The organism is Prosthecobacter sp., from assembly GCF_046154365.1.
Lineage (GTDB): Bacteria > Verrucomicrobiota > Verrucomicrobiia > Verrucomicrobiales > Verrucomicrobiaceae > Prosthecobacter.
In genome coordinates this window covers 1-21234 of record NZ_JBJXFV010000002.1, presented here as the reverse complement: position 1 = coordinate 21234, position 21234 = coordinate 1, and the positions used below count along the sequence as shown (strand labels likewise).

The following is a 21234-nucleotide window of genomic DNA, read 5'->3' as shown; positions in this document are numbered from 1 at the left end:
GTGGCAAGGCGCACATAATGGCCTCTGATGAACAAGATTCGGAAAGCCGGATGCGGGAAAACCGCCCGTCCGGTTTGATGAGGGGCAGGGGAGCTGCGGCTCTCCTGCCTACTCTACGACGCACCCTGTCGAGACCGAGGCCGGCCATGTCTCCATAAGCATCATGCACTTGGCCAGGTTTAAGTTGATACGCCCTCCCGTTGCGGATTTGCGGCAAAACTCATTTCTTGGCTGTTTGCGCATGCCCCATCGCCGTCACCCACTTGCCCTTGGTGATGACTTTCTCGACCACAAACCCGGCACGCTTGCCTGCGGCGAGGCAGTCTTTAGCTTGTGACTTCATGATGCCCGACAGCATTAGAATGCCGCCGGGAGCTACGGATCGGAGCAGTTGCGGAAACGCTGCCTCCAGCACGTCATGGAAGATGTTTGCCGCCACGATGTCCCAGGTCCGCTTCGGCTGCCATTTGAGCACGTCGATCTGCGAGAAACGCACCTTGGGCGTGTCATTGCGTGCGGCGTTCTCCTTCGCGATGCGTACGGCGGCAGGATCGTAGTCGCAGCCCCAGACATGGCTGGCACCGAGTTTCGCGGCTGCGATGGCGAGAATGCCACTGCCACAGCCGAGATCGGCCATGCTCCATGTTTTGTCTGTGGTCTGCAGCGGCTTCGCAGCATCGACCAGCAGGCGCAACACCGTGGCCGTGGTGGCATGATGCCCGGTGCCAAAGGCCATGTCGGCCGGCACGGCGATGATCTCACGACTCGGGAAGCTCTTTTTGGCTTTCGCGACTTCCGCAGGCGTCCGAGCCGTGCAGATGACGAAGGTTTCGCGCACCTTCAATGGCGGTGGTGCCTGCGAGGCATGGGCGGCCCAGTTTTGGTTCTTCAACTCACGCACACTGCCGCCAAACTGTTTCTGGATGGCGTTCGCTCGCTTCTGCGTCGTGCAATAGACCTCCACACGGATCGTTTGGCGACCAGGGAAGTTGGTGATGACCAGCGTGGCATCGGTGGTGCCGGCGAAGCGTTCTTCCCAGGCGTCGGCCCAGCGTGAGGCGGAAAGTTTGGACCAGACAAACATGAAGGCTTGGGGACGGCAGCCATCTCACTGGGAGATGGAGCGGGTGACGCGATTCGAACGCGCGACATTCTCCTTGGCAAGGAGATGCTCTACCACTGAGCTACACCCGCAAAACTTGCGGGCCGGATATTGGCTCAAGCTGCTTTCTGCGCAAGTGCAAAGTTGCGTCGGTTGAGAATGATTGGCTTCAAGGCATCATGCGCGGGTGAACTTTCCCTCATTCATCTGGCTCAATGGTCGCATCATCAGCACCGCCGCCGCGCGCATCTCACCCTTCGACCACGGTTTTCTCGTCGGGGACGGCGTATTCGAGACCCTCGTCGCCCGCGACGGTAAACCGTTCACGCCCACCCGGCATTGGCAGCGTCTCGTCGCCTCCTGCGAATTCATGGGAATCAAACCGCCTGCCTTTGACGCATATTTGAGTGCCATCCATGAAGTCATGCAGGCCAACGGTCTCCAAAATGCTCGAGTTCGTGTCACACTCACCAGCGGCGATGGTCCACTCGGTTCGGATCGTGGCGATTCACTCGCAACGATGACGGTGGCCGCTACCGTGCTCAAACCCTGGCCGCCCACCGAGACCGCTGCGGTCATCCCATGGCGGCGCAATGAGCGCGGTGCGCTCGTCGGCATCAAATCGACCTCCTATGCCGAAAATGTCCGTGCCCTGGCCCTGGCGCATGCCCAAGGGACAGGGGAGGCCTTGTTTGCCAATACCCGCGATGAACTCTGCGAGGGCACCGGCACGAACATCTTCGTCGTCGTCAATGGCCGCGTGCAAACACCGCCGCTCAGCTCCGGCTGTCTTGCTGGCGTTACCCGCGCTCTGACTCTCGAAGCTTGTCAGGCTGCTGGAATCACCGTCGATGAAATAGCACTGCCCATCGCCATCCTGCAAACCTGTGACGAAGCGTTTCTGACCTCCAGCACGCGTGATGTGCATCCTTTGGCACAGATTGATCAGCGCATGATGCTAGGCGTGGTCGGTCCCGTCACCCAGCGTGTGGCCCAGACGTTTCGGGATTATGTGGTGGGGCGGGATGACCCTTGAACCTGTCAGGCCACCACGAGTTCGGCGGCTTCGAGTTCTGGCTTCGGGCTGTCCGCTTGTTTGGCGCGGATGATTTCCGCAGCCTTGCGCAGCCAGCGTGTGGCCTCCTCGGCCGAGGTGGTAACTCCCAGGCTATGGCTCTTGCCCTCGCCAAACCGCAGCAGCACCTCCCAGTCATCCGCCTCCGTCAGATTCAGCGCGAAGCCGCGAAAAAATCCCGGCGCGATCAGCATGCCGTGAAAACGGTCGTTCCCCGCGCCTTCAAAAAGCAGCATGTCGCCAGTGTCGGTATCGACCGTGACGCTGGCAAACGAGTCAATGAGATCGATGAACAGCGCCTCAGTGGTTTCTCGAAAGCTCTCGATGGTTTTGCTCATGCGGGTTCCGGCTTGTTTGGCTGTGCTCGAAGCACCTCAGTCATCAACTTAATACGCCCTTGCCGCACTCTTGGCAAGACCTGGCCCAGGGCATTGTTCACCACCTCGGTGGCCCATGTCACACAGTTGTGGCAGCCAGGATGATCGTCCGGGTTGAAGCTGTAGCGTCCCGCCTGCCCGGTCTTTGTCAGGCTTTCCAACTCGCGCACCTGGGCAGGCTCCGCCGCCCATTCCTGGGACAGCAACGAGTCCCTTCTGTGCCGGACCAGCGCGGCCATGCGTTTGTCTTGGATCACATGCCCAGGCACCGTGTGATCGAATAGATAGTCCCGCCATCGCTCCGCTGTTTGAAACTCCTCCGGCAGGTCGCTGACATCAAAGACGAATCCGCGAAAATGCCGCGCATCTGGAACCATCGCCCATGCCGCCGCCATGTGTCCAGGCTCATGCTCGGACGGGTTTGATGGCGAAAGATGGACGCTGATCGTCATGGCTTCGAGTAAACCTCGCCCAGCTTCCGCATCTGCGCTTCGAGCTTCGTGTAATACTCATCCTCGCTCAGCTTTGCGCGCTGATCTTTGAGCGATTTCAGCTCACGCTCCAGTCCGTCACGCGTGCTGCGCTGCGCATCCGTGAGTTTCTGCTCCTCCTCACTGAGCACCAGCACCATCTGCGCCGCACGCTCACCATCCTCTGCGCCATCAATCGTTTCATAGCGCGTGCCAACACCATCACCGTTGTCCTCGATGAGTGCATGTTCTGTCGCCAGGCGTCCTTCATTCTCATAAAACGTCGCCGCCGCCTTGCTGGCATGACGGAAGGCTTCGAGCAGGGAGACTTGCTTGTCCTGATCGAGATCGGCCTCGGCCAAGCCGCCGATGGCTTCAGCGAAGTGCTCGCCAAAGCGCGCATAGAACACTTCATCGGGACTTTTCGTCGCTGTGATGATGATGCGGCCCTTTCCTGACAGCGATTTCAAAAAACCGCCGCTGGCAGAGGCGGCGTGAATGATCGCGATTTCCTGCTTCAGCGGCTTTAGCCAGTCAGAGAGCTGTTTCACATCGAAATCAGGCCCCTCGGCGCTGAACTTGGCCTCACGGCCATCAAACGTGCCGTGACCGATGAGTACGAGCCACAGCGAGCGCTCGGGTTTGGCTCTGGCGAGACGTTGTTCGAGTTCTGCGGTGGTTTTCTCGCCACGGTAGATTTCCGGTGCGATCCCTGCTCTAGCGCAGGCCGTTGTCCATGCATTCACCTGCGCCGTGAATTTTTTGCCGTATTCCTCGGCTCCTGGAGCACCGACGACGATGACGACATCAAGATTTCTCGCGTAGAGCGAGGTTACGCAGAGAAAGAGAGCCAAAAGAATGCCCCTCACCCCAGCCCTCTCCCCGAAGTGCATTCTTTTCACCAACGAAGCTCTTAGCGGGGCGAGGGAGTACGCTTTTCCCGGCCATAAAACGATTCCCCTCTCCCCGTCGCACGCCTTCGATGCCCCACGATAATGTTCGGGGAGAGGTTGGGTGAGGGGTCGATTCAAAGCATCCGTCATCACGCCATCCCTCCCTTCCTGCGCAGAAACCACTCGGCACCCAGCAGCAGCAGCAATGCCACAAACACCCACGGTGAATGCCACAACGGCGTCGCCAGCGTCACTTCCACCGGCACGCGGATGTGCTTCAGCATCTCTGGCAGTTTCGTGATCTCGTCGAGCATGAGCATCTGTCCGCCGCTCTCGCTCGCGATGCGCTGCATCAAGGCCGTGTCCGGCTCCAAATGGGCAAATTCATCCGCCTGCGGGTCAAACGCCCAGCCGGTGGCTTTGCTGCCGAGCGGCGTGCGTTTCTCCGCGTCCTCCACACTTGCGGTAGCGCGATAGCTGCCGGGTTTCGTGGCAAAAAACTCAGCTTCAAACAATCCTGCCTCCTTCAAGCTCGGTTCGGCAAAGAGCTGCGACTTGGTGCCATCCGGCTGCGTGATTTCGACCTTCACGATGGCATCGCTCTGCGCGCGGAAGCTGCGGTCGCGCACGCGCACGGCCAGTTTCATGTGCTCGTGGTCCGCAGGCTCGGTTTCGGCGGTGAAGGCGATGCTGTCGGCCACATCGACGACGAGCCAGCGCATCAGCTGACGCCACGTGCGCTCCATGTCCTTGCGCGCGTCTTCGTTTTGCATGCCCCAGCGCCAGATGTCAGCGACCAGTACGCTGCCGACGCGGCCTTCGCCGAAACGTTGCGCGACAATCGCAGGATAAGAGGTCTGCGAGGCATCGGCGATGGTGGCGAGGATGCTGGCGCCAGGTTTGATCGAGAAGGTCTGATTGATCGAGTGAAACGCGGGCATGGTGGCGAGACGCTGCTCGTCTTCATCACGATTCGTGCGCAGCCGCATCCACGACTCCAGCCAGCCTTCGCGGGTCAAATTGAAGCGCGCATCCAGCACCGGTGCGCCAGTGGCTGCGCGGTCGAGATAGACCGGCAGCATGCGGCCGACCGGTGTGTGATCGTAACCGCCCGCCTGAAAGCTTTCCTGCCCGCCGAGCATGAGCAGCGCACCGCCGCGCTCGCTGACGAAGCGCTCGATGAGATGCATTTGCTCCTGCGTGAAGAAGGCGGCTTCGAGATCGTCGATGATGATCGCGCGATACTCGCTGAACAGCTCCTCAGACGATTTGGGGAAGCCGTCGGTGAGTTCTTTGGCATCACGGGTGCCGAGGCGGATCAGCACCGGCTGGTCATAGCGCTGCGCTTCCTCGCCGTCCTTCGCGCCGAAGCCGCGAAACAGCGGATTCACGCTCTCACCCGCACGGCCGCGCCATTCAAACTTCGGTTCGCGTTTGGCAATGCGGATGAGGCTCGGCATCTGCACGTCATCATCTCCGGCGATGGCCCGGCGCAGAAATTTATACTCCCAATTCGGCCTGCCCGCGATGTAGAGCACGCGATACGGCCCGGTGCCGCGATCCGCTGCCAGCAGGCGCGTGTTGTTGGCCAACGTGGCCTCCTTCACGCCGTCACACTTCAATTCCAGCCGATGAAACGACACGCCCGGCTTCGCCACCGGGATGCGCAACCGCGCCGTCTGCGGTGAATCGCCGCTGATGGCGATTTTTTCGGTCGCGATGGTTTTGCCCTTCTCATCGAGCGCGGAAAGCGTGCCCTGCTTGCCGTTGAGACCATGCGCGGCCACGCGGGTGGTGATGGTGATCGGTGCATCTTCAAACGGACTCACCGCCACCGATGCATCCAGCAACGCGAGATCAGGCGTGGGAGCTTGTTTGCCGGCCAGCACGGTGAAAACCGGCGCGCCCTTGCCCGCGCTCTTCCATGCCGAGGCATCGGTGGCGTTGCCATCGCTCACTACGACCACCGCCGCGAGGTTTGAGCCACCGGTGCGCAAGGTCATGAGCGTGCGGCAGAGATCGGAACGCGTGCCATCAAACGTCAGCGCGCGAAAATGCGGCACGCTGCGGGTTTGCGCGCCGGCGGTCATCAAGCGCAGCCGAAAATCTTCGCCGAGCACCTTGATCCATTCCGCATCCGCATCGCCGGACTTCAATGCGGCCGCGACCTGGGCCGCGCGGGTTTGATCACCGGCTTGCTCCGCTGTTTCGAGCGACGCGCTGTTGTCCACGAGCACGATCACCTCATTCTCGCCCTTCTTCGGCTGCTGCTGCGTCCACAGCGGATCGAGCAGACATAGCGCGAGCAATGCGAGGGCCGTGAGCTTGCATAGCATCGCCGCGAGTCGCCGCCAGCCGCGCAGCGGCGAACGCCAATAGCCCGCCACGAGCAGCGCGAGCACCAAAGCGACCACCACGGCGGCGAGCCAGGTGATGTCGGTGTTTTGCCAGAGAATGCGGGGCATGAGCAGCCAGATAACGCGCTCTGTGGCGGAATGCTACAAACCTCAACGCATCACTTTGAAAAACTGCCACAGTTCGAGCCGCCGCTTCTTAGCATGTAGGTGCTAAGGACGGGGCCACAGATGCGAATTCAGCGCGGGATGAGAACGGTGAACGCGATGCGCTAGGAGGGGTGTCTGGTCTTGAGGGAGAAGAAGGATTGAGCTATGGCGTGAAGCGCTGTATGTAGTCAGTTTCTTTCCCACCCACATGCTCCCCTCCTCCCTGCAACGTCGGCATATCCTGAAACTCGTCGCGCTGACGGTGTTCGGCACGCTGGTGGTGTGGTATGCGAGTGCGATCCTGAGTTTTGCCGGCAGCTCGTATGGTTTTAACAACCGTTTCTCGGAGGTAGCGGTGCAGCATCACTGGTGGTTCCTGGTGTGGAGCAATCTGGTGGTGCTGAAAGGCTACCTGCTAGTGGCGGCGGGCTATGTGGCGCTGATTTATCCGCTGGTACGGCTGTGGGGGAAAGTGCGGACGTTTGCACGCTGGGGTGTGGTATGGCGGACGCTGCTGTTCGCGGGGCTGCTGTACGGGTTTTTCATCTTTAAACTGATGTTGGAGAAGCCGTACTTCGGCGACTACAGCTATCTGCTGGGCTGGTATGACGCGCTGGGACGCGTGTGCGGCACGGGGGTGCAGGATGCGGTGCATGCGCTGATCACGCAGATGTTTCCGCTCATGGCCATCGCCGCAGCAGCGGGCTTTTATCTGTTTGAGCTGCGCGGATGGTTTGCACGTACGGCCCGGCCGCTGCTGTTCAGCTTTGCGGCGGTGGCGGGCATCTTGGCGCTGCTGGTGGTGAGCGGGTATGGCGTGGGCCGTACGCCGGATGCCGTGGAACTGGCGGGTGGCCGAAAACGCCCGAAGAACATCGTCATCCTGGGATCGGATTCGCTGCGTGCGGATCATCTCTCCTGCAACGGCTACCCGCGCCTAACTTCGCCGAACATCGACCGTCTCGCGGCACAGGGAGTGAACTTCGAGCGCTGCCTGACGCCGATCGCCTCGACGCTGGAGTCGCTGACGAGCATGTTTTCCTCGCAGTATCCGCACACGCACGGCGTGCGGCACATGTTCCCGAATCGTACGATGGTGGACACGGCGAATCGTGAGTCGCCGTCACTGGGCGTGGAATTGCAGCGCCTGGGTTACGACACGGCGGTGATCGGCGACTGGTGCGCCTGCGGCTTCAACGAACTGCCGATGGGCTTCAAGGACATCATCGTCTCCGACTTTGACAACTTCCGCGTGTACATGAGCGAGGTGGTGTTTCTGCATCACCAGATCCTGCCGCTGTTCTTCGACAATCATGTGGGCCACATGCTGTTTCCGAAGCTGAAGTCATTCGCCAACTATATGACGCCGGAAGTTGTCACCGAGCAGGTCATTGACCGACTCAAACAGCGCAAGGACGACGGGCGGCCGTTTCTTCTCTTGGGCTATTATTCTTGCACGCACCTACCATACAAGACGCCCACCCATTACGCGAAGCTGTGGACGGATCCAAAGTATGACGGCCCGCACAAGCATGAGCTGGCGCTGAACGTGGACCAGTTCATCGGCGGCACCGACATCAATGAGAAGTGGAGCAAGCTCCCACGCAAAGAGGTGGAGCAGATCATCGCGCTGTATGATGGCTGTGTGCGCATGTTTGACGACTCCGTGGGCCGGGTCGTGGCGGAACTCGAAAAGCAGGGGCTGATGGACGACACGATCATTCTCGTCACTGGCGATCATGGTGACGATCTGTTTGAACCGAACTGCACCTTTGGCCATGGGACGACCTTCAACGGCGGTGATCAAGCCAATCACGTCCCGGCGATCTTCCACGTCCCCGGTCTCGTCAAGCCGCAGCGGCATGCGCAGATCGCGCGCACGCTCGACTTTGCGCCCACGCTGCTCGATCTCGTCGGTGCTCCGGCGCAGCCACGCTTTGAAGGAACGAGCCTCGCACCCCTGATTCGCGGCGAAAAGCAGAGCCTGAGCCTCGCCTACTTTGGTGAAAGCAGCTACCTGTTCTTCCGCCGCACTATTCCCGGCGAGGAGCCGCTCTTCATTCCGCCTATGGATGAAACCACCTTTATCGACCCCGACTTCGATTTCCATTTCGTGCTGAAGGACAAGTTTCAGGACGCCGTGCTGAAGACCAAGGAGCATTGCGTGCGCACGGAGCGCTTCAAATACATCCGCACGCCAGGCGTGCAGCACTCCATTGAGCGCCTGTTCGATCTGCGCGATGACCCGCATTGCGAGCGTGATGTGAAGCAGCTTTATCCCGAAGTGAAAGCACGCCTCGGTGCCGCGCTGGACAAGTGGCTCACCACCCACTCGCAGAGCACCACGCAGGAAATCTACGGCATCCTCGGTGAGGACACTCTCCAGCCCGTCGTTGCGCCATGAACGACGCCGATTTTCCGCATCTCGTCATCGGCGCGTGCATGAACGTTCACCGTGCCCTCGGCCCTGGCCTCACGAAAGACGCGTATGATGAATGCCTTGCCCTTGAGCTGCGGGAACTGGAGTTCGATTTCAAACGCAGTGTGCCACTGGAGTTTGACTACCGCGGCAAACGCATCAAGACCGCCACGCGGCTCGATTTCGTGGTTGGCGGTTCGCTCCTGTTGCAAGTCCGGTCACAGGACACCATCTCAAAGATCGACGAGCAGCAGTTGGAGTCCCAACTCAAGCTCAGCCGTCTCCACACCGGCCTGCTGGTGAATTTCAACGTCGCCACATTACGCAAAGGCATTCATCAGATCACGATGAAGCGACGTGAAAATCCCAAGGCGTGACGCCTGTTCGATGACCAGCCTTGGCAGACTGTGTGGCTCTCTTTAAGAGAACCCTTCGCATTCGCCAGACTTCAAAAACGAGCGGTTTAAATGAGAATAATCTTACAGGTGCGAGATTGATGACTGCTTTTTGTCGCGCACACTTGTGCTGTGTCGTTCGCTTTTTGGAGCTTTCACTATTTAGACACGTGATTTTGAAACCTGAATTCTTCTTCCTTCATGAAAACAAAATGTCTCGCCTTAGCCGTCGCGCTCATGTCGGTGTGTCCAGTGCTCTCTTGGGGGCAGGTGGCAGATCCTCTCGAGGACGTCTTAATACTCTATGACTTCAATGCGCTGAAGTGCGATTGGGCGAACACCCCTCCTGCTTTTTGCGCCCCTTGTGTCTGGGCGACGGACCTGTCGCTGGATCGACTGAGCCAGGGATTGCTGGATGGCGGACCTGATGGGACCAAGTTCCGTAGTTTTGACGACTGGGACAGTTCTTATGACTATTCGTTTGCGCGAACGGACTTCTCTGCGGTCTCGGGTACGCTGTCCTATGATGTCTATGTCAGGGCCGACGCGATCGCCAACATCTCAGGGGTTTCGTTTGATTGGCAGCGGCTTGGTAATTCATCCGTGGATGCCATTCAAGCCACCATCTTCTGGGAGGGACCGGCTGGTTCGATTCAATACTGCTCGTCGGGCCCTATCGCTCTGGATGGCACTGAAAGCTGGAATTCGCGTGAACTCGATTTCCCCATTGATGTCACTCCGCTGCCCACTGGAATCGACACTTCTGGCAAACAGTTCCATATAGAATTTTACGCCTGGGGAAACAACGGCGGCGCCCTGCTGCTCGACAATGTGGCGTTGAAGGGAATGTGCGCCCCGATTCCCGAGCCTGGCGGTGCCATTCTGATCGCAGCAGCCGGCATGGCCTTGTTGCTTCGTCGCAGAGTTCGGGCGTGATTATTCTCAAGCAGCCATCGCTCTCCCGATGCAGATGCCGCAGAGAAATCTGCGGCATCTTTTTTGTCATGCGAGTCTGCGTCGAGGGAAGTGGTTCACTGTGAACAAGGCTAAGGATTCTTAATGAATTTGTGCGCATTATGAAAAAGTCTCTGTTGTCCGGCGTTTGTCCGCTCATGAAGAAACTCTTCGCCTACCCCCTCCTCACCTTCTGTTTGCTGTCTTCCACCCATGCGGCAGGCAAACTCGACGCTCCTTCTGCCGCGAAGCAGATTGACGCCATTCTCGCCAAAGACTGGGCCGCCAACAAGCTCCAGGGCAATCCTGATACGGATGAAAACACCTTCGTCCGCCGCATCTACCTCGACATCATTGGCCGTATCCCGACCACGCGTGAGTCGGATGAGTTTCTCACCTCCAAAGCCGCCGGCAAGCGCGCCAAGCTGATCGACAAGCTCCTCGCTTCTGAAGCCTATGTGCAGCACTCCTTTAACTATTGGGCTGATGTGCTGCGCCTGACCTCCAATGGCAACCAGACCGGCGGTGTCACCGGTGCCGCGTATGCGAACTTCGTGAAGGACAGCCTGCGCGCCAACAAGCCCTACGACCAGTTCGTGCGCGACATGGTCGCCGCGCAAGGCAAGGCCTGGGACAACGGTGCCATCGGTTACTACATGCGCGACCGCGGCATGCCGCTCGACAACATGGCGAACACCGTGCGCGTCTTCCTCGGCACCCGTATCGAGTGCGCGCAGTGCCACAATCATCCCTTCGACAAATGGTCGCAGATGCAGTTTTACAAGATGGCCGCCTTTACCTACGGCGTGCAGACCCAGGACTACAGTGGCGGCACCATGACCGGCGTGCGCGACCTGCTCCGCGAGCAGGAAGAAACCATCCGTGCTTCGTATAAAGAGCCACAGCGCCCGCAGCGCCTGCAAATCAACGGCAAAATGTCCAAGGAGGAACGTGCTGCCGCTGAAAAGAACTACGCCAGTCAGCAGAAGGCGTATGATGAAAAAATGCGCGAGGTCAACAAGCAGCGCAACGACGCCCGTGAGAAGATCCGCCGTGAGCAACGCGGTTACAACGAAGCCATGAACGACGTGCGTGACACCATGCGCTATACCTCCGTCAGCAGTGCGGAGCGCAAGCCCAGCCTGCCGCATGATTACCAATACAGTGATGCCAAGCCCAAGTCCTCCGTCTCGCCTGGAACCATGATGGGTCACGAGAGTATCACCCAGCCCGGCGAGACGCCGCTCCAGGCCTATGCACGCTGGATGACCAGCGCCGAAAATCCCCGCTTCACCACCGTCATCGCCAACCGTCTCTGGAAGCGCGTCTTCGGCCTCGCCCTCATCGAGCCGCTGGATGAAATCATGGACACCACCGTGCCGATGATTCCCGAGATGGAGAAGCACCTGGAACAGCTCGTGGTGGACCTGAATTACGACATGAAGGCCGTCCTCCGCGTGCTTTACAACTCAAAGGCCTATCAGGCCCAAGCCACCCGCCAGGAATACGCGCCCGGCAATGTCTATCACTTCACCGGCCCGCTGCTGCGCCGCATGAGCGCCGAGCAGATGTGGGATTCCTTCGTCACCCTCATCAATCCCAGCCCGGACATGATCAACCAGGCCAATCGCGACGCCATGGAGCAGCGCATCCTCCAGGCCAAGAAGATCGCCGACAGCGTCGATTCCCTCTCGGCTGAAGAAGCCCTCGTCGGCATCAAGAAAGCCGCTGACATCTACGGCAAGAACCGCGAACGCACTGAGGTGCAGCAAAAGCTCTACATGGAGGCCCGCACCGCCGCCAAAGATGCCCGTGACGCCGCCGACGCCATGCCCGTAGGCCCCGCCAAGGTCGCCGCCAGCGCCAAGGCCGATGAATTGCGCAAAAAATCCGACGCCGTCCGCAACGAGGTCAATCGCATCCAGGGTGAAGGCCGTCGCGTCACCTACGCCGAGGTCATCACCACCGGTCAGAAGAAGCTCTTCGAGAAAGTCACTGGCAAGCCTTATCAAATGGTCGCTCTCAACACCAAGGGCGGCGACGCCGCCGCTCCCGCCATGATGAGCGGTGGCGACATGATGATGGCCAGCGGCATCCGCACCGAGAAAGTCACCATCCCCGGCTACGACCGCAAAGAACTTTCCAAAGAAGAACGGCAGGCCATGACCGAGAAACTCCAGGCCGCCTATGCCGAGGAGGCCGACTTCTTCGGCATCACCGATGTCAAAGAGCGTCGCAACTACATCAACTCACGTGAACGGGTCAGTCGCGAAACCCTGCGCGCCGCCGAACTCGAAAGCCCCGCTCCGCGCGGTCATTACCTGCGCGAGTTCGGCCAGAGCGACCGTGAGACCATCGAAAATGCCAACAACGACGCCAGCGTGCCCCAGGCGCTCGCCATGATGAATGGCAGCCTGCTGCCCCAGATCACCAACCCGTTCAGCCAGCTCATGCTCACGGTTCGCAAGGCCCCGTATCCCGATGATAAGGTCGAAGCCGCTTACATGACCATCCTATCGCGCAAACCCTCCGATCCAGAGAAGCAGGTGTGGCTCAAGGCCCAGGACAGTGGCCTCACCAGCATGGATGACCTCGTCTTCTCCCTGCTGAACACCCAGCAGTTCATTTTCATTCAGTAAGACAACACACACACCCAACAACACACGCCCGCCTCCCATGAAACAGGAACTCGCCACCAAACTCGTTCGCTCCGGTGAAATCACCCGTCGCGACTTCGCCGCCAAAACCGCCAGCTCCCTTCTCGGGGTCGGCCTCCTTGGCAATTCGCTCACCAGCAAGTCCTTCGCCGCCTTTGAAGGCTCCTCGAAGCTCAAACAGGCTGCCACGGCGAAAAACGTCATCTATCTTTACATGAGCGGTGGCCAGTCCCACATGGACACCTGGGATCCGAAGGAGGGCGTCGAAACCGCCGGTCCGACCAAGCCCATCAAGACCAGCGCCGACGGCGTCCGCATCTCCGAATACCTGCCCCTCACCGCGCAGCAGATGCACCACGGCACCGTTATCAACTCGCTGTCCTCCACGCAGGGCGCGCACGAGCAGGGCAATTACATGATGCACACCAGCTACGAGCTGCGCGGCACCATTCGTCACCCCGCCATGGGCGCTTGGCTCAACGTCTTCCAAGGCGGCGGCAACAGCACCCTGCCGAACTTCGTCTTCATCGGCAATGACAGCCGCCACCCCGGCGCGGGCTTCTTCCCCGCCGCGCAGGCCCCGCTCTTTGTCAGCAATCCTGAAAACGGCCTCAAGAACGTCAAATCCAGCGTTCCTGAAGACAAGTTCCAGGCCCGCATGAAGCTCGCCGACGAACTCGATAAGGACTTCCGCACCACCTTCCCGCATCGCAACGTCAAGGCTTACGCCGACATGTACGATGACGCCATGGCCATGATGAAGTCCGAAGACCTCAAAGCCTTCGACCTCACCGACGAAGCTCCTGAACTCCGCAACGCCTACGGCAAAGAAGCCTTCGGCCAGGGCTGCCTCCTCGCCCGTCGTCTCGTTGAGCGCGGTGTCCGCTTCGTCGAAGTCTCCCTCGGCGGCTGGGACACGCACAAAGCCAACTTCGTCGCCGTGCCTGAGCGCTGCGAAACCCTCGACAAGGGCCTCGCCACCCTCGTTGCCGACCTGCACAACCGCGGTCTGCTCCAGGACACCCTCATCGTGTTGACCTCCGAGTTCGGCCGCACGCCCGACATCAACCAGAACGTCGGCCGCGATCACTATCCGAAAGCCTTCTCCGCCGTCATGTTCGGTGGTGGCGTCAAAGGTGGCTACACCTATGGCAAAACCGACAAGGAAGGTCGCGAAGTCGTCGAGGACAAAGTCAAGATCATGGACTTCAACGCCTCCATCGCCTACGCCCTCGGTCTGCCGCTCGATCAGGTCATCTACAGCCCCAGCAAGCGCCCCTTCACTATTGCCGACAAAGGCCAGCCGATCACCAACCTCTTCGCGTAAGCGTCGAGCCGCCTTCAAACACGAACACGCGACGCCTCATCAGCGTCGCGTGTTTTTTTTTGCGAACAAAGGCGGCAAACTCACTTTCCGGCTTCGCGGGTGCCCGTGCCTTTGTTCATCTTCATCAAACTGTCACCGAGTTCGGCCCGGATGACTTCGGCATGCTTTTGGAGCTTGGCGACTTCGTCGGAGTTCTGGGCTGCGAGGTTTTTGGACTCACTGATGTCGGTATAAAGATCGTAGAGTTCGGCTTGTTCGATCTTCGTGGGCTTGTAGTTCACCGGCTTGCCGCCGGTGGCTTTGGGAATGTCGGTGGGCAGGCTGCGGTAGGTGTGTGGAAGCTGAAGTTTCCAACGGCCATCGCCGCTGGTGATGGCCTGGAGTTGATTGTTCTCATAGTAGAAGGCGTAAAAGTCGTGCGGGTTCTTCGCGTCGGCTTCACCGGCAACGATGGGCCAGCAGTTGAGGCCGTCGATTTGGCGCTCAGGCAGTTTCGCATCGATGACGTGGGCGATGGTGGGCAGCACGTCGATGGTCATCATCATGGTATCGGTAGTGGTGCCAGCGGGAATTCTTGCGGGCCATTTCATGATGCCAGCGACGCGCGTGCCACCTTCCCAGCAGGTGCCTTTGCCCTCGCGCAACGGTCCGGCACTGCCAGCGTGTTCACCGTAGCTGAGCCAGGGGCCGTTGTCGGAGCTGAAGATGACCCAAGTGTTGTCTTCGAGGCCGTTCTTTTTGAGCGTGTCCATGATCTGACCGACGGACCAATCGACTTCCATCATCACGTCGCCAAAGAGGCCTGTGCCGGACTTGCCTTTGAACTTGTCGCTCACGAACAACGGCACATGCACCATGCTGTGGGCGAGATAGAGGAAGAAGGGCTTGCCCTTGTTCTTCTCAATGAAACGGACCCCGCGTGCGGTGTAATCGGTGGTGAGGTGCGTCTGATCATCCGGTGTGATCTCCTCATCCAAGACGTGATCGTTTTCGACCATCGGCAGTTTCGGATATGCGCCTTTCTTTGCCTGCGGATGGAACGGCCACATGTCGTTCGAGTAAGGGATGCCGTAGTACTCGTCGAAACCGTGTTTGACGGGCAGGAACTGGGGCTGGGAACCGAGGTGCCATTTGCCGACGGCAGCGGTGGCATAGCCCTTCTGCTTCACGATCTCGGCAATCGTCATTTCATCTGCATTGATACCATGTTTGGCCGAAGGCCCGAGCGCGCCGTGAATGCCGATGCGATTCGGATAGCATCCTGTCAGCAGCGCCGTGCGCGAAGCGCTGCAAACTGGCTGTGCGACATGAAAATTCGTGAATTTGCGGCCCCCAGCGGCGAGTTTGTCGATGTTGGGTGTTTGATAACCTTGAGCGCCGAAACAGCCGACATCGGCGTAACCCATGTCATCCATGAAAATGATGACGATGTTCGGCGTGGCGGCGGCGATTGACGCATCGGGAATGATGAATACCGAAAGGAGGATTGCAGACAGGAATGTGCGCATGGTGGGGTGGTGAAACGGTACCGGTTGGGCCAGCGTCAAAACGGGGGCTGACACTACGGAATTCCAGTCTTTTTTCCGCTTGCCGATTCCTAGCATGCCTTTATGATCCGCGTCCTTCCCGGACAGAATTAGCGTTTTCAGGGCGAGAGTGGGGCCATCCCCGCTCTTTTTTGTCTGGTGATATCACGAATTTTTATGATCAGCGAACTTAAAGCCCTTTTCGACTACTACGAGAAAGAGAAAGGTATCGACCGTGCAAAAATGGTCGAGGCTCTCTCGCAGGCATTGCTTGCCGCTTCGAAAAAGAGCATCGGTCCCGCGCGTGAACTGCGCATCGACATTGATCCTGACAAAGGCACCATCAAGGCCTTCGCCAAGCTGCTTGCCGTCGAGACTGTCACCAACCGCTGGGAGGAACTCCCCCTCGCCACGGCCAAAAAGTTCAAGAAAAACGCGGTGATCGGCGACGAGATCGAAGTCGAAGTCACGCCAAACAACATGGGCCGTATCGCCGCGCAGACCGCGAAGCAGACGATGCTGCAGCGCCTGCGCATGGCGGAGAAGGAAAACCTGTACGACGAGTTCAAGGACCGCACCGGCGATGTCGTCAGCGGTGTGGTGCGGCGTTTTGAGAAGTCCGACGTCGTCGTCGATCTCGGCAAGTTCGAAGGCATCATGACCTCGAAGGAACGTGTCTCTACCGAGGACTACACGCCCGGCGACCGCATGCGCTTCTATGTGAAGGCCGTGGAAAAAGACAGCGGTCGTGGCCCGGAGATCATCCTGTCTCGTGCGCATCCGAACTTTGTGCGCCGTCTGTTTGAATTTGAAGTCAGCGAAATCGGCGACCGCACCGTGGAGATCGCCAGCATCGCCCGTGAGGCCGGCTACCGCACCAAGGTGGCCGTGCATAGTGGCGATGAAAAAGTCGATCCCGTCGGTGCCTGCGTCGGCCTGCGTGGCGCACGTGTGAAGAACATCGTGCGTGAGCTGAACAATGAGAAAGTGGACATCATCCGCTGGAAGTCCGATCCCGCCGAGTTCATTCGCGAGGCATTGAAGCCGCTCAAGGTGTTGACCATCCAAGTCAATGTTGAGAAGAAAGAAGCACGCCTCACGGTCAGCGAGGAAGATCTGTCGAAGGCCATTGGCCGCCGCGGTCAGAATGCGCGTCTGACTTCACGCCTTGTCGGCATGGATTTGGTCATCGAGAAGGATCAGCATGCTGCCGAAGTCTTTGAAGGTCAGATTGGCAGCGCTGTACATCATCTGGTGGATGCCCTAGGCATCACTGAAGAGACTGCACGTCTGCTGACTCAAGGCGGTCTCGCCGACCTGCGCAGTTTTGCCGACGCTGATGTCGGTGATCTCACGGAAATCCTTGGCGGTGACAGCGCCCTGGCCCAGCAGATTTTCGACAAAGCCAAGGCACATGCTTCCGCTCCTGCAAAGGAGTAGCCCCGGTGCCGTCATGAAAGCCAATTTAAACAACCTCTACCCGTCCGAACAGCCAGCCCCCAACGCCGCTCGCCAGAACTCATTCTCTCATGCCCAGCAAGTCCTCATCCGCCAAAAAGAGCAAGCCTGCCACCGACGAGGTCGTCGTTGAGGAAGTGACTGCCGAAAGCGCCAAGTCCAAAAAACTGGTCAAAGGCAAAGTGCTTTCGTTGATTGAGGACAAGAAACCGAGGAGCAGAACAGCAGGCAAGGAGGGCACGTCATTGCCACATCTTGGAGCTAGGCCCGTTGCTCCGGCACCAGCTAAAGAGGAAGCGCCTCCGGCTCCCGCCAAACCCACGCTGGACGAACGCAAGGCCGCCGCGCTCAATCTCTTTGAGGACGACGACAAGCCCAAGGTGCGCCGCCGTCCGGTGGACGAAAATGCACAGCAGAATGCTCTGCCGCCGATCTCGCTGTTGAACGAGCCGCCGCCAAAACCGATCGTCCCCATCGTTCACGCCCCGCCCGCCGATGTGCCGGCACCTGACTTTGAGATTGGCGAAAGCGGTGAAAAAATCATCCATCTGAAGCCGCCGATCGTGGTCAAGGATCTGGCGGACAAAATGGGCCTGAAGCCCTTCAAGATCATCTCCGAACTTATTGCCTTCAAAGTCTTCGCCAGCGCGGACAAGGCCATCGACATCGAGATCGCTGAAAAAATCTGTGAAAAACACGGTTTCAAGCTCGAGCGTGACAAGCGCGAGAAGGGCGGCGGCGTTCACAAGCCTGATGAAGTCATCGTCGTGCCTGATCGGCTCCCCGAGCCGCCGCCTGATGAAAAGGACACCCGCGAACTGCGCGCCCCGATCATCACCTTCATGGGCCACGTCGATCACGGCAAGACCTCGCTGCTCGATGCCTTGCGCAAGACCACCGTCACCGCTGGTGAAGCGGGCGGCATCACGCAGCACATCGGTGCCTACTGCATCTTCCACAACGGCAAGCCCATCACCTTCATCGACACTCCCGGCCACGCCGCGTTCTCCGCCATGCGTGCCCGTGGGGCCAATGTCACTGACATCGTCGTTCTCATCATTGCTGCCGACGACGGCATCATGCCGCAGACGAAAGAAGCGCTCAGCCACGCCAAGGCCGCCAACGTGCAGCTCATGGTTGCCATCAACAAATGTGATCTTCCCGCCGCGAACGTCATGCGGGTGAAGAGCCAGTTGCAGGACATCGGCCTCGCGCCAGTGGACTGGGGCGGTGAAATCGAGTGTATGGAAGTCTCGGCCCGCAGCGGCCTCGGACTCGACAACCTGCTCGAAACCATGTCCCTCCAGGCCGAGGTGCTCGAACTCAAGGCAGATCCCAAGGCCGCGCCTCGTGCCACCGTCATTGAATCCTCCATGGTCGCCGGCAAAGGCCCTGTCGCCACCGTCATCATTGGCCAGGGCACGCTCAGAACCGGCCAGGCCTTCATCTGCGGCCCGCATTGGGGCAAGGTCAAAGCGCTGATCAACGACCGTGGTGAATCCATCAAAGAAGTGCTTCCCGGCATGCCGTGCGAGGTCATCGGCTTCAGCGACATGCCGCATGTCGGCGATGAAGTCGTCGTCATGGCGAGCGAACGCGATGTCAAACGGCTCAGCGAGGAGCGCATCGAGGAGCTCCGCCAGAAGAAGCTCAACGTGCCCCGTCGTTCCACCCTGGAGCATCTCTTTGCCAGCATCGAGGAAAGCAACAAGAAGGTCCTCAAGCTCGTCCTCAAATGCGATGTGCAGGGGTCGGTGGAAGCCGTTGCCAAATGTCTCACCGACATCCAGACCGACAAGTGCAACCTCGACCTCCTGCATCAGGAGGTCGGCTCCATCAACGAGTCCGACGTGCTGCTCGCCAGCGCCTCCGATGCCATCATCATCGGCTTCAACGTCAAGGTGGAGAACAAGGCCCTCACCACCGCGAAACGCGAAGGCGTGCAGGTGAAGCTCTACTCCATCATCTACGAACTCATCGACCAGGTCAAAGAGGCCATGCAGGGCCTGCTCGATCCGCTCACTCGCGAGAAGGTGCTCGGCCACGCCCGTGTGAAGCAAGTCTTCAAGGTCAACAAAGGCTTCGTCGGTGGTTCCGTCGTCACCGATGGCACCATGCAGCGCAAGCAGCGCGCCCGCGTGCTGCGCAACGGCCAGGCCGTGTATGACGGCGGCTTTGAAACGCTGCGCCGCTTCCAGGATGAGGTCAACGAAGTCCGCAACGGCATGGAGTGCGGCATCAAGCTCTCCGGCTTCAGCGACTACGAAGAAAACGACGTGATCGAGTGCTACGAACTCGAAAAATTCGCCCAAACGCTCTAACCCGATGCTGGATGGCAGATGCTGGTTGCTAGATTTATCCAGCATCCAGCATCCAGCATCCAGCATCCAGCCCCCACCGATGTCCCTCCGAGTCCAAAAAGTCCGCGAACTCATTCGCCGTGAGCTCAGCACGATCCTGGAGAAAGACTTTCGCAACGACGACTGCCTCGTGACCATTCACGACGTCAGTCCCACGCCGGATATGCGGCAGTGCTTTGTGTATGTCGGGGTCATCGGCAAGCCGCACCAGCAGGACGCCGCCATCGAAAAGCTCACCAAGGCCCGTGGCTTCATCCAGCGCGACCTCTACAAGCGCGTCAAACTGCGCAGCAGCCCGCAGCTCTTCTTCCGCCTCGACAAATCTGTCGAGCGCGGCGTGCCCCTGCTCAACATCATCGACAACCTCCCGCCGCCGCTGCCCGATCTACCGCCGGACGAAGGTGATGCTCAGGAAGCCAAATCTTCCGCCGCGTGATGCCCGCCACTGACGCCACTGCCTGAATTGGCGCAGCCAATAGGGGACTACCGCCGCAGCGCCAGGATCAACTCATCCACCTTGTCCGCGATCTGCTGCATCTCGCTTTGCGTCGGCGGATCGCTCACGGTCATTCCCAGCGTCGCCACTGCATTGCTGAGATTGCTCGTGCCATTGATGGCGCTATTGAGCTGCGCATTCGTCACCTCACCGGGCGGGCCTGGCGCACCCGTGCCACCATCGTTGCCGGTAAAACCACGCGGAATATTGAAAACCATCCGCACCGCGCTGCCATCAAAGTTCGTCTGCACGGAGGCGGGATCAGTCGGATTCAGCATGTTCACCCCATCGACGATGAAGTTCGTAAACGGCGGCCCTTGCCCGCCATCGTTGCCGTTGCTGCCATTCGTGCCGTCATTCCCACGCGGAATGCCGAAGGTGAACCGCACACTCGCCCCATCAAAGTTCGTCTGCACCGTGGCGGGATCGCCGGGGTTCAGAGTGTTCACACCATCCACGATGAAGCTCGTGATGGGCGTGGCGCTCGCGCCGTCTTGACCTCTGGGTATCCCAAACGTGAATCGTACATTCGCCCCGTCCCAGCTCACGCTGGCCTGCGCCGCATCGCCGGGATTGAGCGTGTTCGTGCCATCAATGACCGCGCCAGTGACGCTCGTCCCATCGTTGCCGTTCTGACCCGGCGGCCCGGCGGGAACAGCATCGATCAAATCCTTGAGGCCGGTGAACTGCGCGCGCAGCAGCGCCGCCTGCACCTGAGCATTGTTGAGGGGAAGCGTGGGATCGTAGGGCATGAGCGGGGGAAGTTTGCAATGGTTGACAGTGGTTGACGGTTGTTTGCAGTGGTTTCAAAACCACCGTCAACGGCGCGCTTCATCCTTCGCAGTAGTGCTACGGAGAATGGAAGCGCCCTCAACCATGGCAAACCACTGCAAACACGAGCGCAGCGAGTCTCCGCTCACGGCACAATCTTCGTCGCCGGATCACTCCACGGGCCGGGGCCGTTAGCTCCGAGGCCGCGCACGCGGACCCAGATGCGGGTGCCACTGCTCAGGCCGGAGATGGTGGTGCTGGAGGCGGTGGTGGTGTCTTTGGTCTCATACGGGCCGGTCACGGGATGCACGGTGGTGATCTGCCATTCAATGTCGTTAAGTTAAGGCGATCACAAGTTTTTGTATGCGGTGGGCGCCATGCGTTTGGCGCGAGGCGTGCGCGGATTGGAGCGCCCTGGGCGTATTAGGCAGCGGGCACGTTGGAAGCAGC

At 59.5% G+C, this 21234-nt stretch carries 17 protein-coding genes and 1 tRNA gene; 9 read left to right on the top strand and 9 right to left on the bottom strand.

Translation table 11 applies throughout. The features are described from left to right. Nucleotides 1-220 precede the first annotated feature (220 nt). Nucleotides 221-1084, bottom strand: a complete 864-nt coding sequence (locus tag ACKVY0_RS00105) for a 50S ribosomal protein L11 methyltransferase (RefSeq protein WP_409212744.1) — start codon at nt 1082-1084, stop codon at nt 221-223. 35 nt (nt 1085-1119) lie between these two features. After that, nucleotides 1120-1194 (bottom strand) — tRNA-Gly (locus ACKVY0_RS00100). A gap of 95 nt (nt 1195-1289) precedes the next feature. On the opposite strand from ACKVY0_RS00100, the gene ACKVY0_RS00095 reads away from it, so the two are divergent. Further along, a complete protein-coding gene (locus tag ACKVY0_RS00095; RefSeq protein ID WP_409212743.1) occupies nt 1290-2138 on the top strand; it encodes an aminotransferase class IV in 849 nt (282 codons plus the stop codon). Nucleotides 2139-2143: 5 nt separating this feature from the next. Here the strand turns inward: ACKVY0_RS00095 and ACKVY0_RS00090 are convergent, their stop codons facing one another. From ACKVY0_RS00090 to ACKVY0_RS00075, 4 genes are all read right to left on the bottom strand, one after another. Beyond that, nucleotides 2144-2515 (bottom strand): hypothetical protein, encoded by a 372-nt coding sequence (locus ACKVY0_RS00090; protein WP_409212742.1) that lies wholly within the window; start codon nt 2513-2515, stop codon nt 2144-2146. After that, nucleotides 2512-3006 carry a hypothetical protein gene (locus tag ACKVY0_RS00085; protein WP_409212741.1) on the bottom strand — a complete coding sequence of 165 codons (495 nt, stop codon included), beginning with the start codon at nt 3004-3006 and terminating at the stop codon, nt 2512-2514. Before ACKVY0_RS00085 ends, ACKVY0_RS00090 begins: the two co-directional genes overlap by 4 nt. Next, the gene (locus tag ACKVY0_RS00080) at nt 3003-3878 is read right to left on the bottom strand and encodes a hypothetical protein (RefSeq protein ID WP_409212740.1); all 876 of its coding nucleotides are present in this window, start codon (nt 3876-3878) and stop codon (nt 3003-3005) included. The genes ACKVY0_RS00085 and ACKVY0_RS00080 overlap by 4 nt, the downstream gene beginning before the upstream one ends. A gap of 188 nt (nt 3879-4066) precedes the next feature. Beyond that, complete coding sequence (locus ACKVY0_RS00075) at nt 4067-6382, bottom strand: glutamine amidotransferase (RefSeq protein WP_409212739.1); 2316 nt, start codon at nt 6380-6382, stop codon at nt 4067-4069. A 247-nt stretch (nt 6383-6629) separates the two neighbouring features. Between ACKVY0_RS00075 and ACKVY0_RS00070 the strand changes: the two genes are divergently transcribed. From ACKVY0_RS00070 to ACKVY0_RS00050, 5 genes are all read left to right on the top strand, one after another. Then, nucleotides 6630-8825, top strand: coding sequence for a sulfatase-like hydrolase/transferase (locus ACKVY0_RS00070; RefSeq protein ID WP_409212738.1), 2196 nt, complete (start codon nt 6630-6632; stop codon nt 8823-8825). Next, the gene (locus ACKVY0_RS00065) at nt 8822-9217 is read left to right on the top strand and encodes a GxxExxY protein (protein ID WP_409212737.1); all 396 of its coding nucleotides are present in this window, start codon (nt 8822-8824) and stop codon (nt 9215-9217) included. The genes ACKVY0_RS00070 and ACKVY0_RS00065 overlap by 4 nt, the downstream gene beginning before the upstream one ends. 219 nt (nt 9218-9436) lie before the next feature. Further along, entirely contained in the window at nt 9437-10171 is a 735-nt protein-coding gene (locus tag ACKVY0_RS00060) for a PEP-CTERM sorting domain-containing protein (protein WP_409212736.1), read from the top strand. 176 nt (nt 10172-10347) lie between these two features. Next, the gene (locus ACKVY0_RS00055; protein ID WP_409212735.1) at nt 10348-12828 is read left to right on the top strand and encodes a DUF1549 domain-containing protein; all 2481 of its coding nucleotides are present in this window, start codon (nt 10348-10350) and stop codon (nt 12826-12828) included. A 37-nt stretch (nt 12829-12865) separates the two neighbouring features. Then, nucleotides 12866-14173: a DUF1501 domain-containing protein gene (locus tag ACKVY0_RS00050; protein ID WP_409212734.1), complete on the top strand. Its 1308-nt coding sequence runs from the start codon at nt 12866-12868 to the stop codon at nt 14171-14173. A gap of 80 nt (nt 14174-14253) precedes the next feature. Here the strand turns inward: ACKVY0_RS00050 and ACKVY0_RS00045 are convergent, their stop codons facing one another. Beyond that, nucleotides 14254-15681: a sulfatase gene (locus ACKVY0_RS00045; protein WP_409212733.1), complete on the bottom strand. Its 1428-nt coding sequence runs from the start codon at nt 15679-15681 to the stop codon at nt 14254-14256. 195 nt (nt 15682-15876) lie between these two features. On the opposite strand from ACKVY0_RS00045, the gene nusA reads away from it, so the two are divergent. From nusA to rbfA, 3 genes are all read left to right on the top strand, one after another. Beyond that, nucleotides 15877-17139 carry a transcription termination factor NusA gene (gene nusA / locus ACKVY0_RS00040; RefSeq protein WP_409212732.1) on the top strand — a complete coding sequence of 421 codons (1263 nt, stop codon included), beginning with the start codon at nt 15877-15879 and terminating at the stop codon, nt 17137-17139. An 89-nt stretch (nt 17140-17228) separates the two neighbouring features. Beyond that, a complete protein-coding gene (gene infB / locus ACKVY0_RS00035) occupies nt 17229-19478 on the top strand; it encodes a translation initiation factor IF-2 (protein ID WP_409212731.1) in 2250 nt (749 codons plus the stop codon). 79 nt (nt 19479-19557) lie between these two features. Next, entirely contained in the window at nt 19558-19953 is a 396-nt protein-coding gene (gene rbfA / locus ACKVY0_RS00030; RefSeq protein ID WP_409212730.1) for a 30S ribosome-binding factor RbfA, read from the top strand. 47 nt (nt 19954-20000) lie between these two features. Here rbfA and ACKVY0_RS00025 read toward each other — a convergent pair whose 3' ends face one another. Together ACKVY0_RS00025 and ACKVY0_RS00020 are read right to left on the bottom strand one after the other, a co-directional pair. Then, entirely contained in the window at nt 20001-20765 is a 765-nt protein-coding gene (locus tag ACKVY0_RS00025; RefSeq protein ID WP_409212729.1) for a hypothetical protein, read from the bottom strand. A 164-nt stretch (nt 20766-20929) separates the two neighbouring features. Next, complete coding sequence (locus ACKVY0_RS00020; RefSeq protein WP_409212728.1) at nt 20930-21094, bottom strand: hypothetical protein; 165 nt, start codon at nt 21092-21094, stop codon at nt 20930-20932. Nucleotides 21095-21234 lie beyond the last annotated feature (140 nt).